Here is a 14,174-nt window from a genome sequence, read left to right as displayed (position 1 = left end):
GGATCAGGCGAGCCGTCCGCCTGATCTCCTGCCGCTCGTGCCTCGCAGCACGTCGGTCAGGAGAGGCCCTTGATGATCTCGCGCATGAGATCGGCGGTCTCGGTGGGGGTCTTGCCCACCTTGACACCGGCGGCCTCGAGGGCCTCCTTCTTCGCCTGCGCGGTGCCGGCGGAGCCGGACACGATCGCGCCGGCGTGGCCCATCGTCTTGCCCTCGGGGGCGGTGAAGCCCGCGACGTACCCGACGACCGGCTTGGTGACGTTGGCCTTGATGTACTCGGCCGCGCGCTCCTCGGCGTCGCCGCCGATCTCGCCGATCATGACGATGCCGGCGGTGTCGGGGTCGGCCTCGAAGGCCTTCAGCGCATCGATGTGGGTGGTGCCGATGACCGGGTCGCCGCCGATGCCGATGGCGGTGGTGAAGCCGATGTCGGCCAGCTCGTACATCATCTGGTAGGTCAGGGTGCCGGACTTGGAGACCAGGCCCAGCTTGCCCGCACCGGTGATGTTCGAGGGGGTGATGCCCGCGTTGGACTTGCCGGGGCTGATCAGACCGGGGCAGTTCGGCCCGATGATGCGGGTCGTGCCCTTGGCCTGCGAGTAGTTGAAGAACTCGGCGGAGTCCTTGACCGGGATGCCCTCGGTGATGATGACGAGGAGCGGGATCTCGGCGTCGATCGCCTCGATCGCGGCGGACTTGGCGAACTTCGGCGGCACGAAGACTACCGAGACGTTCGCGCCGGTGGCCTCCATGGCCTCCGCCACGGTGCCGAAGACGGGCACCTCGGCGCCGCCCTCGAAAGACACGGACTGGCCGGCCTTGCGCGGGTTCACGCCGCCGACGATGTTCGTGCCGGAGTCGAGCATGCGCTGGGAGTGCTTCATGCCCTCCGAGCCCGTCATGCCCTGGACGATGACCTTGCTGTTCTCATCAAGGAAGATAGACATGTCGGGTGCTGCTCACTTTCCTGCGGCGGCGGCCTCGGCGACCTTCGCGGCGCCGCCGTCCATGGTGTCGGCCTGGGTGACGAGGGGGTGGGCGAAGTCCGCGAGGATCTTGCGACCCTCCTCGACGTTGTTGCCGTCGAGGCGGACGACGAGCGGCTTGGTCGCCGCGTCGCCGAGCTTCTTCAGAGCGCCGACGATGCCGTTGGCGACCGCGTCGCACGCGGTGATGCCGCCGAAGACGTTGACGAACACGGCCGAGACCTGCTCGTCGCCGAGGATGACGTCGAGGCCGTTGGCCATGACCTCGGCGCTCGCGCCGCCGCCGATGTCCAGGAAGTTCGCGGGCTTGACGCCGTGCTTCTCGCCGGCGTAGGCGACGACGTCGAGGGTGGACATGACCAGCCCCGCGCCGTTGCCGATGATGCCGACCTCGCCGTCGAGCTTGACGTAGTTGAGGTCCAGGGCCTTCGCCTTGGTCTCCAGCGGGTCCTCGGAGGTGACGTCGACGAGCTCGGCGTGGGCCTCGTGGCGGAACTCGGCGTTGTCGTCCAGGGTGATCTTGCCGTCCAGCGCGACGATGTCGCCGGCGCCGGTCTTGACCAGCGGGTTGACCTCGACGAGGGTCGCGTCCTCCTCGCGGTAGACGTCCCACAGCTTCTGCAGCACGGGGGCGACCTTCGCGCCGGTCTCGGCGTCGAACTTCGCGGCCTCGACGATCTCCTTCGCCTTGGCCTCGTCGATCCCGACGTTGGGGTCGACGGCCACGCGGGCCAGGGCCTCGGGCCGCTCGACGGCGAGCTGCTCGATCTCCATGCCGCCCTCGACCGAGCACATGGCCAGGTAGTTGCGGTTGGCGCGGTCCAGCAGGAGCGAGAAGTAGTACTCCTCGGCGATGTCCGCACCGGCCGCGATCATCACTCGGTGCACGGTGTGGCCCTTGATGTCCATGCCGAGGATCTCGGAGGCCTTCTGCTCCGCCTCCTCGGGGGACTTGGCGACCTTCACACCGCCGGCCTTGCCACGGCCACCGGTCTTCACCTGGGCCTTGACGACGACGACCGGGGTGCCGAGCTTCTCTGCGCCGGCCTTGGCGGCTGCGGGGTCCTCCGCGACGACTCCTCCGAGCACGGGCACGCCGTGCTTCTCGAAGAGATCGCGGGCCTGGTACTCATACAGGTCCACGGGGTGCTTTTCCTCTCGATGTCGGCAGTGGGCGGCAGGCCGCACTGGCCTCGATGCCACCCCTGGGAACACCGCCAGGGTAACGCGTCCGCAGGCCCCGCCGGACCCGGGCCCGGTGCAGGAGGGGACTGTGGCACGACTCTCATCCCGTCCGGCTCGCGTCCAGGCGCCGCGTCTACGATGGGACGATGAGCCGCCGTTCCCGCAGCCTCGTCCAGCGAGTGCGAGACCACCTCGGATTCAGCATCGTCGCCATCGGGGTGCTGTTCATCGTGCTGCGCCTGCTGGGCATGCGCTCGACCCTGGGCGGCTTCGTGCTGTCCGTGGGCATCACCCTCGCGCTGAACGTCGGCCTGTCGTACTACTACGAGCGCCGCGCCCGGAACCCGCGACCGCGGCGGGAGCCCCGTGGCGGCGGGGACATCCGCTTCCGCGAGGAGCACCGGCGCCCCCGGGACGACCGGCGCTTCGAGCACCTGGACCCGCGGGACCGCGGCGACTGGCACCGCTGAGGCGAGGAGAGCCATGGCCGACTGGAAGACCTACGTGAAGGCGGCGCGGAACACCGCCCGCAAGCAGGCCCCTGCCGCGAAGGACGCCGCCCGGCGGGCCGGCGACCGTGCCGGCGGCTATGTGCGCGCCGCGGGCCGCGCGGTCGACGAGGGCTGGCGCGAGGACGAGCCGCGCGCGTCGGCCGGAGCCGACGAGCGCGACGAGCGCCGGGAGCCGAGGAACGAGCGGACCCGCGAGAACTCTTCGGCCGACGGCCGTCCCGCCGCCGCCGAGGGTCCGGCAACCGACGGTCGTCCCGCGGCCGGTGATCGTCCCGCGGACGACGTCCGGGAGTACGACCCTCGCGGCGACCGACCCCGCGGGCACGACGCGGACGCCGACGGCGTCGAGCGGGACCGAGGCCGCACCCAGGACCGGGATGCCCGTCGGGAGCGGGAGGACGAGCACCGCTCCTCCGCTCCGGCGGATCGGCGCAGTCCCTCGGAGAGGGAGGACCGGCGCCGCCCCTCGGACCGGGACGGCGGAACGCGCACCGCGCAGCGTCCCCGCCCCTCCGGCGAGGAGCTGCGTCGCGAGGCCGCCGCGTACTACGCCGTCGCGAGCCGGCACGTCGAGCGCGCGAACATCTTCCCGCGCATCATGCGCGCCCTGCGCGACGCCCTGCTGATCGGCCTCTCGTTGGTGGTGATCTGGGCGGTGCTCGCCGCCGCCGGGATCCCGATCCCCTTCACCACCGTGCTGATCGCCGTGGGGCTGATCGTGGTGGTGAGCTTCGGCGCGGGCCTGTACGCGCAGTGGAAGCGCAGCAAGGAGCGGCTCGACCAGGCCGAGGATCCCCGCGACCGCTGAGCGCGCGTCGAGCGCTGCGCGCAGGGCTCCCGAACGAGCATCGGTCCGCCCCGCTGGGGACGCGTGACGACGAGACCGTGACGCGGCGGCCCGAGCGGCCGAGCGTCGTGGCCTGACGTCGGGACCATGGCCGGACGGAGCGTCCTCGGCCGGTCCTAGCCTGGAACGGTCCCTGCCCGTTCCCGACCGGTCGCCTGCCGCCCCGACCGGGATCACGACCGAGGTGGTCCTGCACCGTGCCGTCCTCCCCTGTGCCGTCTCCTCCCGAGCCGTCGGCTCCTGAGCCGTCGTCCTCCGAGCCGTCCTCCCCCGCTCCTGGGGCTCGTCCCGCCGGGCGCTCCCCCGCCACCGGGCGCGGTGCCTGGCATCGACGTGCCGCCCGCCCCGTGATGGGCTGGATGCTCGCTCTGGTCGTGGTGGTCCTGGTGCACCAGTGGCTGCCGCAGGCTCGCTGGCTGATGGTCCACATGGTCACGCTGGGACTGATCACCACCTCGATCATGGTCTGGGGGCAGCACTTCGCCGAGGCGCTGCTGAAGACCCGCCTGGGCGAGGAGTCCCGCCCGCGCCAGCTGGCGAGGCTGCGGCTGCTCACCGCCGGGGTGGGGGCGACGATCGCCGGGATGCTGCCGGGATGGCCGTGGCTGGTGGTGCTCGGCGCGCTGGCCGTCTCCGCGGCGCTGCTCTGGTACGCCGCCGCGCTCGGCGCGCAGATCCGGGCCGCGCTCGCGCCGCGCTTCGCGTTCACGGTGAGGGCCTACATCACTGCGGCCTGTCTGCTCCCCGTCGGTGCGCTGCTCGGCGCGGTGATGGCGTTCAGCCCGGGCGAGCCCTGGCAGGGACGGCTGATGCTCGCCCACCAGATCGTGAACGTGCTGGGGTTCGTGGGCCTGACCGTGACCGGCACGCTGCTGACCCTGTGGCCCACCGTGCTGCGCACGCGCATCGAGCTCGCCGCGGCGACCCGGGCCGCGGGCGGGCTGCTGGGCATGTTCCTGGCCGTCCTCGGCGCTGTCGCCGGGGCGCTGATCGGCTCGACCCTGCTGGGCTGCGCGGCGCTGCTCGCCTATCTCGGCTCCTTCGCCTGGGTCGCGGCGACGCTCGTGCGGGTCGGGGTGCGGGGCGTGCGCCAGGAGCGCCGGGTGCCGCTCGCCCCGTTCCCGATCCTGTCGATCGCCGCCGGGACGGGCTGGTTCGCCCTGACCACCGCAGGCCTGCTGGTGATGTGGTGGCGCTCTGCCGATGAGCAGATGGCGAGCTCCCTCGTCGCCGCCGACGTGCAGCAGCTCACCGTCCCCTTCGTCGCCGGCTTCCTGCTGCAGGTGCTGCTGGGGGCGATGAGCCATCTGCTGCCGGTGACCCTGGGCGGCGGTCCCCGCGCGACGACGGCGGCGCTGGCGGTGATGAGCCGCGGCGCGGTGCTGCGCGTGGTGGCGTACAACCTCGTCGTGGCCCTGTTCGTGCTCGCCGAACGGGGCACGGCCGGCTCCCGGGCGCTGTTCTCCGCCCTCACGCTCGGCACCGCGGACGCCCAGGACTTCGGCTCGCTCTCCCGGGTGCTCCTCTCCCTGCTCGGCTTCGCGGTGCTGGTGAGCTTCGTGGTGCTGCTGGTCCTCGCGGTGCGGACGAGCTCGCGCCTGCGCGGCGCCACGGTGCCGCTGCCGACGCCGGGCCGCCCCGAGGCCGCTGCATCGGCCTCCCCCGCGCGCAGCGAGCTGCCGTCGCCGTCGGTCGGCCCGTCGCCCTCCGTCGGCCCTCCGACGGGGTCCCGGTCCGGGCCCGCTCCCGTCGCCGCAGCGCCCATGGACCGACGGGCGCTGACCGGCGCGCTGCTGGGCCTCGGCTCCGTGCTCGGGGCGACCGCGCTCGGCGGCTCCCTGGACCGCTCCCAGGGCTCGATCCCCGACGCCGCCGGCACCGCGGGCGCCGCCGCGACCACCGCCGCGGTGACGCCCACCGGGGAGACCACCACGATCGCGGTCTCGACGGCGGAGATGCGGTTCAGCCCCGACCGGCTCGAGGTCCCCGCCGGGAACAGCCTGGTCATCGAGCTGAGCAACGACGATCCGCATGACGTGCACGACCTCGTGCTCGCCACCGGCGCGACCTCGGGGCGCCTGCAGCCGGGCGAGTCGACGGTCCTCGACGGCGGCGTGGTCGCCCATGACATGGAGGGATGGTGCTCGATCGTCGGCCATCGCGCGATGGGCATGACGCTGAGCATCGTCGCGACCGGTTCCGCGGCGGACACGGCCGCCGACGGGGGCGCCGTGGCCGCGGGGTCCGGGGCCGACGAGCTCGCCCGCGTGGGCGCCGACATGGCGGCGGCCCCCGGACCGGAGGTCTCCGTGCGCGACGCCCGCCTCCCCGCCGCGACAGGTCCGCAGCAGCGGGTCCCCCTGGAGGTCGTCGAGGTCGCCGCCGAGATCGCACCGGCCGTGACCATGGACGCGATGACCTACGGCGGCGCCGTCGTCGGGCCGGTGCTGCGCTCCGAGCTCGGGGCGCGCCTGACCGTCGACCTGGTCAACAACGGGTCGATGGGGCACTCCCTCGACCTGCACGCGGGCCGCGTCTCCCCCGACGAGGCGATGCGCACGATTCCGCCGGGCGAGCAGCTCGAGTACGCGATCACCACCGACCACGCCGGGATCTGGCTGTACCACTGCTCGACCATGCCGATGTCGGTGCATCTGTCCGCCGGGATGGTCGGCGCGCTCGTGGTCCCGCCGCCGGAGCTCGCTCTCGCCGACCGGGAGTACGTGCTGGTGCAGTCGGAGCACTATCTCGTGCCCGTCGGCGCCCCCGGCTCCGAGACGGCGACGCACGAGGGCGCCCTGCCGGTCAGCCCCGCGAAGATCGCCGCCGAGCGCCCCGACCTCACGGTCTTCAACGGCCACGCCACCCAGTACGTCCACTCCCCGCTCGAGGCGCGGGTGGGCGAGCGGGTGCGGCTGTGGGTGCTCGCCGCGGGCCCGTCGCGCGGGATCTCTTTCCACGTCGTCGGCGGGGTGTTCGACACCGTGTTCAAGGAGGGCGCCTATCTGCTGCGTCCCGAGGACGGCGAGGGCGGCGGGGCGCAGGCGCTCGATCTCGCCGCGGCGCAGGGCGGATTCGTGGAGCTGGTCTTCGACGAGCCCGGCACCTACACCGCCGTGAACCACTCCTTCGTGGAGATGGAGCGGGGCGCCCGGGCCCTGATCCGCGTCACGGCCTGAGGAGCCCCCGCGAGGCGCGCACGATCTGTGACCGGACATCGCCCGTGCGCTGCCGGATGCCCGCTCGCTCTCGGAGAGTCGGGACCGCTCCGAGGCGCCCGGGGCGTCGGGATACCGTCGGCCCCATGAACGCCACGCCTCTCTCCTCCGGCCTGCACCACCTCGAGCTCTGGACCAGGGACCTCGCCGTCTCGGAGCCGGCCTGGCACTGGCTGATGACCACGCTGGGCTGGCGGGCCGAGCGCGTCGAGGGATGGGAGCTCGGGCGGATCTGGCGCCACGGCGACGGCTGCTACATCGTCCTCGAGCAGTCCGAGGGCGTGCTCGGCGACCGCGCCGAGCGGCGCGCGCCGGGCATGAACCATCTCGCGCTGAGGGCGCGGGACCGCGAGCTGCTGGACCGGGTCCGACGGGAAGGACCCGGGCACGGCTGGCGGGAGCTGTTCGCGGAGCACTACCCGCACGCGGGCGGCGAGGACCACACCGCCTGGTACGCGGAGGACCCGCACGGCATCGAGGTCGAGCTGGTCACCGGCCCCTGACCGCCGCGGCTCGCCCCTGCGGCGCGCGAGGATCGGCCCGCGCACGCCGCTGCTCAGAGCTTGGTCAGCGGGGCGTAGCGCAGGAGCAGGCGCTTGCGGCCGTGAGGGTCGCGGAACTGGACCTCGACCTGCGTCTTGTCGCCCTGCCCGGAGACCTCCGCGACCGTGCCCATCCCGAAGGAGTCGTGGGTGACGCGGTCGCCGACGGCGAGCTGCGGGAGCTTCTCCGTGGGCGTGGCGGTGCGGCCCGAGCCGAAGCTGGGGCGCTTCACGTCGGCGCGGCCGCCGCCGACCCCGCCGCTGAAGGACGGCCCCCGGCCCCCGCCGCGACCGCCGCCGAAGCCGGAGCCGCCGGAGAAGCCTCCGCCGCCGAACCCGGCGCCGCCGAGGGTGGAGCCGGCGCGGGCCACGTCCAGGACCTCCTCCGGCACCTCGTCGAGGAAGCGGCTGGCGGGCATGTACTGGGACTGGCCCCACATCGAGCGCATCTGCGCGCGGGTGAGGTAGAGCTTCTCGCGGGCGCGGGTGATGCCCACGTAGGCCAGTCGCCGCTCCTCCTCGAGCTCGTCGGGATCCTGGAGCGTGCGGTTGTGGGGGAAGGTGCCGTCCTCCATGCCGGTGAGGAACACGACCGGGAACTCGAGACCCTTGGCGGTGTGCAGGGTCATGAGGGTGACGAACTGGTCCTCCTCCCCCGGCAGCTGGTCGGCGTCCGCGACGAGGGAGACCTTCTCCAGGAAGCGGTCCACGAGGCTCGCCTCGGGATCGTCCGGCGCGGTCAGCGCCGCATCCGGGGCGATGTCGGCGCCGACGGGGTCGGAGGCGGGGGCCGCACCGGCGACGACGGCGCCGTCCGCGTCGTCCTCGGCCTCGGCGGTGCCCTGCACGCCCCCGGCCGCGGCGGCGTCGCCCTCCTCGTCCTCCATCTCGCTGGCGAGCGCGTCGAGCTCCTCCATCTGCGCCTCGAACTCCGCGGCGACGCTGATCAGCTCGGCGAGGTTCTCCAGGCGGGACTCGTCCTGCGGGTCGTCGCTGCCCTGCAGCTCGGCGTAGTAGCCGGAGCGGGTGAGGATCGCCTCGAGCAGCTCGGCGGGGCCGTCGCCGCGCTCGGCCATCTCCTGGAGGTCCTCAAGCATCGCCACGAAGGTGCGCACGGCGTTCAGCGAGCGGGTCGCGATGCCCGGTGCCTCCTCCGCACGGCGCAGCGCCTCCCCGAAGCCGATCCGGTCCCGCTCGGCGAGCATGGCGATCGCGGCCTCGGCCCGGTCGCCGATCCCGCGCTTGGGGACGTTGAGGATGCGGCGCAGGTTGATCTCGTCGGCGGGGTTGGCGAGCACCTGCAGGTAGGCGATCGCGTCCTTGATCTCGCGCCGCTCGTAGAAGCGCGTGCCGCCCACGACGCGGTACGGCAGGCCCACGCGGATCAGTTGGTCCTCGAGCGCCCGGGACTGGGCGTTGGCGCGGTAGAAGATCGCGATGTCCCCGGCGCGGCGGCCGTCGTCCACGAGCGCGTCGATCTGGCGGCCGATGTAGCGGGCCTCGGACTGCTCGTCGTCGGCGACGTAGAGGGTGATCTGGTCCCCCTCGCCCTGGTCGGTCCAGAGGTTCTTCTTGCGGCGGCCCTGGTTCTCCTCGATCACCGCGTTCGCGGCGGTGAGGATGTTCTGGGTCGAGCGGTAGTTCTGCTCCAGCACGATAGTGCGCGCGGAGGGGAAGTCCTGCTCGAACTCGATGATGTTGCGGATCGTCGCGCCGCGGAAGGCGTAGATCGACTGGTCGGAGTCGCCGACGACGGTGAGATCGGCCCTCGGGTCCTCCCCCACCAGCTCCCGCACCAGCTGGTACTGGGCGGTGTTGGTGTCTTGGTACTCGTCCACCAGCAAGTGGCGGAAGCGGCGCCGGTAGCCCTCGCGGATCGCGGGGTTCTCGCGCAGCAGCGCGACGGTCAGGCCGATCAGGTCGTCGAAGTCGACGGCGTTGGCCTGGCGCAGGCGCTCGGTGTAGTTCGTGAAGATCTTCGCGAGCGTCTTCTCGAACGGGTTCTTCGCGCTCTCGGCCTGATCGGCGAAGTCGATCGGGTCCACGAGGTCGTTCTTCAGCGTCGAGATGCGGGAGGCGAGCGCGCGGGGGGCGTGCTTTTTGGTGTCGAGCTGGAGGTCCTTGGCGATCGTGGTGATCAGGCGCAGCGAGTCGGCGCTGTCGTAGATCGTGAAGGAGCTCTTCAGCCCGGCCGCCGCGGCGTCGCGGCGCAGGATGCGCACGCAGGCGCTGTGGAAGGTGGAGACCCACATGGAGCGGGCGGCGGGGCCGATCAGCTCCTCGACGCGCTCACGCATCTCGGCGGCTGCCTTGTTGGTGAAGGTGATCGCGAGGATCTCGCCGGGCAGCGCCTCGCCGGCGCGCAGCAGGTGGGCGATGCGGCGGGTGAGCACGCGGGTCTTGCCGGAGCCGGCGCCGGCGACGATCAGCAGCGGGCTGCCCCGGTGCTCGACCGCCTCGCGCTGGGCGGGGTTCAGGCCGTCGACGAGCTCCGCGAGGGCGGGTGAGTCCGCCGGGACCCGCCGACGGACCGGCGCCGGGGCGGGCGGGGCGGCGACGGGCGCCGGCTCCTCCCGCGGCGGCTCGTCCTCGAAGGGCGGCTCCTCCTCGTACGGGGGCTCCTCGCTCTCGGGCGGCGGCTCGCGGTCGAGCAGGTCCGGGCCCTCCGCCTCGTGGCGCGGCTCCTCGCCGTCGGTGCGTCCGTCGGCGCGCGCGTCGTCGTCGGCCGCGGCCCGGGAGGGCGGGGTCGAGGGCGTCACCTGCACGCCGTCCAGGCGGCGGAAGGCGTCGGGCAGCGAGAGGTCGTCGAAGAGTGAGCTCATGAGGCCTCCAGGATAGGCGCGGGGCCCGACAGCTTGTGTGCTGCCGGGCCCCATGGGGACGGAGGTCGCGGTGGAGGGGAGGTGGGCTCCCGTCGCCGCGCGCACCGCCCGCGGCTCCGTCGCTCCGCGGGGGCTCCCCGCGGGGAGCGGATCAGACGAAGACCGCCACGACGATGTTCACGATGATCGCGGTGGGGATGCCGAACCAGACGGCCGAGGGGGTCTCGGCCTGCTTCTTGTTCGCGATGTAGGCGAGGACGGTGGCGACGATCGCCAGGAGCAGCTTGATGCCGAGCTTCATGTGGTTCGGGTCGCCGCCGATGGAGACGAGGGCGGCCAGGACGATGCCGAACACGAGCGCGCCCGCGGTGGCATGGGCCATGCCCTTGTTCGGGACGCGGGTGCGGGCGGAGGCGACCCAGGTGCCGAGCGCCACGGCCCAGCAGATCATGTGCAGCACGACGAAGAGCGAGATCAGGAAGGACATGACACCATGTTAGATCCCGGGCCTGGGAACTCCAGGGGCCCGGCGTGCGAGAATCGCCGCATGTCAGAGGCACCTCCCGGCCCCCAGGACCCCGCAGCGCAGCCCCCCGAGAGCGCAGAGCGGGCGGGGAGCACGGAGCGGCCGATGCGGGCGGACCACAGCCCGGAGCGGCTCGCGCTGCTCACCGAGGACCTCGGCTCCGCCCCGCCGGAGCGTCCCGGCGCCGGGCGCCTGCTCGCCGCGGCCGCCTCGGGCCCGCTGGTGATCGCCCTGCTGGTCTGGGGCCTGCCGTGGGCCACCGGCGCGAGCTGGGGCGAGATCGTCACCAGCCTCGGCGCGCTGCCGTGGTGGTCGGTGCCCGCGATGCTCGTGCTCGGCGCGGGCGCGCTGCTGCTGGAGGCGATGACGGTCCGCGCCGCGGTGCCCGGCTCCCGGCCCTCCCCCGTGCTGCAGGGCCACGTCGCCTCCCAGGGCGCCGCGCTCGCCCTGCCGGGCGGGTCCGTGCTGGGCCTGGGGCTGCTGGCCTGGGTCCTGCGTCGCAGCGGGATCGGCCTGCCCGTGGTGCTCACCGGCATCCTCGCCGCCTCGCTGGTCGAGATGGCGATCACCTCGGTGCTGGTGCCGCTGCTGGGCGCCGGCTCCTACCTGCTCGGCTCCGCCCTCACCCCGGTCGGCACGCTCGCCGCCGGCTGGCTGTGGGCCGCGGCCGTCGCCGCGGCCGGCGCCGTGATCGCCCTCGTCCTCAGCGCGGTGCTGCTGCGCCGCGGAGTGCTCACGGCGCTACTCGCACAGGCCGACGGGACGCTCCCCGCCGGGGCGTCGGAGGAGATCCTCCATCAGCGGGAGGAGCTGGTGGGGATGGTGCGGAGTCGGCTCCCCGCCCTCGCGCTGCCCACGCTCGCGGCGCGGGCGCTCCAGCTCGCCGCCCTGTGGCTCGCGATCGAGGCGGTCGGCGCCGAGGTGCCCGCCCTGTTCGTCCTCGCCGTCTTCGCGCTGGGCAGGGTGCTCGCGCTGGTGCCGCTGACGCCGGGCGGCGCGGGGATCTCCGAGACCGTCAGCGGGGCGGCGCTGGTCGGCCTCGGGGTGGCCTCGGCCGATGCCGCCGCGGCGATGCTCCTGCTGCTGGTCGCGATGCTGGTGGTGCCGCTGCTGGCCGGGGCGGTCGCGGTGCCCGCGGCGCTCACGCGGGCTCCCGCGCGGCGCTGACGCGTCCCACGGCGGCGGCGCGGGCGTCCCGCCGCCACCCGGCCGGGCGCCGGCCCGGGCCGCACCGCCGCTCAGCCCTCGTCGTCCTCGTCGAAGTCGGGGGTCTCGATGCCGAGGGCGGAGGAGGGATGCGCGAGGAAACCCTCCTGGACGCTCGGCTGCAGCGGGAAGCCGCCGATGCTCGCCCCGTGCTCGGTGCCGACGAAGGCGGGCTCGGCGGCGACGACCGCGGCGACCTCGTGCACGTGACGGCTCGCCTCCCTGCCGCGCCCCAGGAAGCCGGCGCCGGTGTAGCCGCCCATGCGGCGGCCGCTGAGCCGCTCCGCCCGGACGGCCTCCTGGTCGAGCTGCTTCGCGGCCGCGCGCAGGCCCGTGGCCAGGCGTCCCAGCTCCGGATGCTCCTCGCGGGTCCAGCGCTCGTGGACCTGGTCCCCGATCTCGCGGACCCCGGGCTCCTCGGCGCGACCGGCCTCGGCCAGCGTGTTCGCCAGGCGCAGGCGCAGGAGGGTGAGCCGATCCGCTCCCCGGCGCTGGGCATCGGCGAGGGCTCTGAGGCCATGGGGGTCCGCGGTCATCGCTCTCCTCCTTGTCACGAGGTCTCGGGGGTCACGAGGTCCCGGTCTCGGAGGCGTCGGGTCCCGCGGTGCGGCCTGTCCCGGTCATCGTAGGCGCTGCGAGCAGATCCATGGCCAACCAGTCGTCGAGGATCTCGATCGCCGTCGCCCGCACCGGCGGGTCGGAGAGGAAGACGTCGTGTCGCGCCCCGTCGACGGGCACGATCCGCACCCGGGGGCCGAGCCGGCGCGCGGCGGCGGCGAGGGAGCGCACGTCCAGGACGGAGTCGGCGTGGAGGGGACGCTCGCCCCGTCTCGAGGTGATCGCGGTGCGGTCCGAGTGCATGACCAGCGCCGGTGCGGCGAGCGGGCCGGCGGCGGCCAGACGCCGGTGCCCGTCGAGCATCGCCCGGAGGGTGCTGGCGGGGAAGCGGTGGCCCCCGGGCGGCTTCAGCTCGAGGTCGTAGTCGTAGTCCCCGCCCAGGTCGCGGTGGGTGGCGCGGGCGTAGGCGTCGTCCCCGACGGGGAGGATGGGCCGGCTCCTCAGCCGGCGGGCCAGCAGGTGCACCGGGCCCTCGAGCAGCTTCCGCGTGCCCGGCCCGAGGTGCATCTCGAGCCACGGGGAGTTCAGGGCGAGGCCCCGGACCGTGCCGGGATGGCGCAGCGCGTAGAGCGTCGCGACGAGTCCTCCCGCGGAGTGGGCGAGGATCACCGGGGGCGTGCTGCGGCCGATGCGGCGCAGCGAGGCGCCGATCTCCTCGTCGTAGCGGCTGAGGTGGTCGATCTCGGTGGGCGTCTGACCGGGCAGGATGCTGCGGCCGTACTTGCGCAGGTCCAGGCCCCAGACGTCGTGGCCGCGGGCGCCGAGGTGGTCCATCAGGTCACGGTCGAAGACGTAGTCCGACCAGCCGTGCATGAGCAGCACGGGCGGGGTCCGGTCGGTGCGGGGAGCGTCGCCCGGGACGGGCTCGCGGTGGATGAGGCTCGCCTGCAGCGGTCCCTCGCCGTCGCTGCCGAGGTCGATCCGGTGGAGCGTGTAGCCCGCTCCGAGCACCGGGTCGGTGCTCACACGTCCTTGGAGCTCTCCCGCAGCAGCTCGACGACCTCGCCGCGGCGGTAGCGGCGGTGACCGCCGAGGGTGCGCATGTAGGTGAGCTTGCCCGCCTGCGCCCAGCGCGTGACGGTCTTGGGGTCGACATGGAACATGCTCGCGACCTCCGCGGGCGTCATCAGCTCAGCGGCGTCGTCCCCGTCGGGCACTCCACCGGGGTGCTGATCCGTGGAAGCGTTCATCGAGGAGGAGACCTTTCGCTGGGGGAGACGGCTCGAGACGGGACAGGGGTCCCCACTGCACTCGAGTACCGACACAAGACTACCCGGTAAGCTGTATGAGCCGGTAAAAGGCGGGCCGCGAAACGCCCAATTCCTTCGCCGGGCGGTGCTCCGCCTGTCACACCGGGCGCCGCGGAAGGGACGTCGGGCACGTCCGGAGGGTCGCGGTTCGCCGTCGGCCGGAGCGACCATGTACTCTGGGCATCCGAAACTAATGCCATCCTCCGGGTCGTCGAGCACACCCGGCACCCGACGCACAGGGGGTCAGATCCATGGGTCGCGGCCGACAGAAAGCCAAGCACACCAAGGTGGCACGGGACCTCAAGTACTACAGCCCGCCGACGGATCTCTCGGCGCTGCAGCGGGAGCTGCAGTCTCAGCGGAGCGAGACCTCCTCCGCCGACGGAGACGACTGGGGCGAGGACGCCGAGGACTGGGCCGACGAGGACGCCCCGTCCGCACATCGCCGCTGAGCGGCGCGCG

The 14,174-nt window shown here is 73.4% G+C and carries 13 protein-coding genes; 6 read left to right on the top strand and 7 right to left on the bottom strand.

Annotation, left to right across the window (positions count from 1 at the left end; all coding sequences use genetic code 11):
• Positions 1–56: 56 nt before the first annotated feature.
• Both sucD and sucC read right to left on the bottom strand, forming a co-directional pair.
• Positions 57–947: a succinate--CoA ligase subunit alpha gene (gene sucD / locus A4A78_RS10385; protein ID WP_062948957.1), complete on the bottom strand. Its 891-nt coding sequence runs from the start codon at positions 945–947 to the stop codon at positions 57–59.
• Positions 948–959: 12 nt separating this feature from the next.
• Positions 960–2,129: an ADP-forming succinate--CoA ligase subunit beta gene (gene sucC, locus A4A78_RS10380; RefSeq protein ID WP_010551240.1), complete on the bottom strand. Its 1,170-nt coding sequence runs from the start codon at positions 2,127–2,129 to the stop codon at positions 960–962.
• Positions 2,130–2,317: 188 nt separating this feature from the next.
• On the opposite strand from sucC, the gene A4A78_RS10375 reads away from it, so the two are divergent.
• The 4 genes from A4A78_RS10375 to A4A78_RS10360 all read left to right on the top strand — a co-directional run bounded on the left by A4A78_RS10375 (position 2,318) and on the right by A4A78_RS10360 (position 7,251).
• Positions 2,318–2,641 (top strand): hypothetical protein, encoded by a 324-nt coding sequence (locus tag A4A78_RS10375; protein ID WP_062948955.1) that lies wholly within the window; start codon positions 2,318–2,320, stop codon positions 2,639–2,641.
• A gap of 13 nt (positions 2,642–2,654) precedes the next feature.
• Positions 2,655–3,491, top strand: coding sequence for a hypothetical protein (locus A4A78_RS10370; protein ID WP_062948953.1), 837 nt, complete (start codon positions 2,655–2,657; stop codon positions 3,489–3,491).
• Positions 3,492–3,880: 389 nt separating this feature from the next.
• Positions 3,881–6,709 (top strand): multicopper oxidase domain-containing protein, encoded by a 2,829-nt coding sequence (locus tag A4A78_RS10365; protein ID WP_062948951.1) that lies wholly within the window; start codon positions 3,881–3,883, stop codon positions 6,707–6,709.
• A gap of 125 nt (positions 6,710–6,834) precedes the next feature.
• On the top strand, positions 6,835–7,251 hold the full coding sequence (locus A4A78_RS10360) for a VOC family protein (protein WP_062948949.1): 417 nt from the start codon (positions 6,835–6,837) through the stop codon (positions 7,249–7,251).
• 53 nt (positions 7,252–7,304) lie between these two features.
• Here the strand turns inward: A4A78_RS10360 and A4A78_RS10355 are convergent, their stop codons facing one another.
• Positions 7,305–10,112, bottom strand: coding sequence for a UvrD-helicase domain-containing protein (locus A4A78_RS10355; RefSeq protein ID WP_062948947.1), 2,808 nt, complete (start codon positions 10,110–10,112; stop codon positions 7,305–7,307).
• Between the two features lie 151 nt (positions 10,113–10,263).
• A complete protein-coding gene (locus A4A78_RS10350) occupies positions 10,264–10,599 on the bottom strand; it encodes a hypothetical protein (protein WP_062948945.1) in 336 nt (111 codons plus the stop codon).
• Between the two features lie 60 nt (positions 10,600–10,659).
• Between A4A78_RS10350 and A4A78_RS10345 the strand changes: the two genes are divergently transcribed.
• Positions 10,660–11,805, top strand: a complete 1,146-nt coding sequence (locus tag A4A78_RS10345) for a lysylphosphatidylglycerol synthase domain-containing protein (RefSeq protein WP_231881013.1) — start codon at positions 10,660–10,662, stop codon at positions 11,803–11,805.
• 71 nt (positions 11,806–11,876) lie between these two features.
• Here A4A78_RS10345 and A4A78_RS10340 read toward each other — a convergent pair whose 3' ends face one another.
• The 3 genes from A4A78_RS10340 to A4A78_RS10330 are packed head-to-tail and all read right to left on the bottom strand — an operon-like array spanning position 11,877 to position 13,652.
• Entirely contained in the window at positions 11,877–12,380 is a 504-nt protein-coding gene (locus tag A4A78_RS10340) for a hypothetical protein (protein ID WP_062948941.1), read from the bottom strand.
• Between the two features lie 31 nt (positions 12,381–12,411).
• Positions 12,412–13,428 carry an alpha/beta hydrolase gene (locus tag A4A78_RS10335; RefSeq protein WP_062948939.1) on the bottom strand — a complete coding sequence of 339 codons (1,017 nt, stop codon included), beginning with the start codon at positions 13,426–13,428 and terminating at the stop codon, positions 12,412–12,414.
• The gene (locus A4A78_RS10330; RefSeq protein ID WP_050815757.1) at positions 13,425–13,652 is read right to left on the bottom strand and encodes a BldC family transcriptional regulator; all 228 of its coding nucleotides are present in this window, start codon (positions 13,650–13,652) and stop codon (positions 13,425–13,427) included. The genes A4A78_RS10335 and A4A78_RS10330 overlap by 4 nt, the downstream gene beginning before the upstream one ends.
• Positions 13,653–13,963: 311 nt before the next feature.
• On the opposite strand from A4A78_RS10330, the gene A4A78_RS10325 reads away from it, so the two are divergent.
• The gene (locus A4A78_RS10325) at positions 13,964–14,164 is read left to right on the top strand and encodes a DUF3073 domain-containing protein (protein ID WP_029360640.1); all 201 of its coding nucleotides are present in this window, start codon (positions 13,964–13,966) and stop codon (positions 14,162–14,164) included.
• Positions 14,165–14,174 lie beyond the last annotated feature (10 nt).

The organism is Brachybacterium sp. sponge (assembly GCF_001613775.1).
In the GTDB taxonomy this organism is placed as follows: domain Bacteria; phylum Actinomycetota; class Actinomycetes; order Actinomycetales; family Dermabacteraceae; genus Brachybacterium; species Brachybacterium conglomeratum.
This window is presented reverse-complemented; position numbering and strand designations above follow the sequence as displayed.

Bases quoted from the DNA above. Each gene is read 5' to 3' on its own strand.
- sucD (WP_062948957.1), bottom strand. From the start codon at position 947: ATGTCTATCTTCCTTGATGAGAACAGCAAGGTCATCGTCCAGGGCATG.
- A4A78_RS10375 (WP_062948955.1), top strand. From the start codon at position 2,318: ATGAGCCGCCGTTCCCGCAGCCTCGTCCAGCGAGTGCGAGACCACCTC.
- A4A78_RS10370 (WP_062948953.1), top strand. From the start codon at position 2,655: ATGGCCGACTGGAAGACCTACGTGAAGGCGGCGCGGAACACCGCCCGC.
- A4A78_RS10365 (WP_062948951.1), top strand. From the start codon at position 3,881: ATGGGCTGGATGCTCGCTCTGGTCGTGGTGGTCCTGGTGCACCAGTGG.
- A4A78_RS10360 (WP_062948949.1), top strand. From the start codon at position 6,835: ATGAACGCCACGCCTCTCTCCTCCGGCCTGCACCACCTCGAGCTCTGG.
- A4A78_RS10355 (WP_062948947.1), bottom strand. From the start codon at position 10,112: ATGAGCTCACTCTTCGACGACCTCTCGCTGCCCGACGCCTTCCGCCGC.
- A4A78_RS10350 (WP_062948945.1), bottom strand. From the start codon at position 10,599: ATGTCCTTCCTGATCTCGCTCTTCGTCGTGCTGCACATGATCTGCTGG.
- A4A78_RS10345 (WP_231881013.1), top strand. From the start codon at position 10,660: ATGTCAGAGGCACCTCCCGGCCCCCAGGACCCCGCAGCGCAGCCCCCC.
- A4A78_RS10340 (WP_062948941.1), bottom strand. From the start codon at position 12,380: ATGACCGCGGACCCCCATGGCCTCAGAGCCCTCGCCGATGCCCAGCGC.
- A4A78_RS10330 (WP_050815757.1), bottom strand. From the start codon at position 13,652: ATGAACGCTTCCACGGATCAGCACCCCGGTGGAGTGCCCGACGGGGAC.
- A4A78_RS10325 (WP_029360640.1), top strand. From the start codon at position 13,964: ATGGGTCGCGGCCGACAGAAAGCCAAGCACACCAAGGTGGCACGGGAC.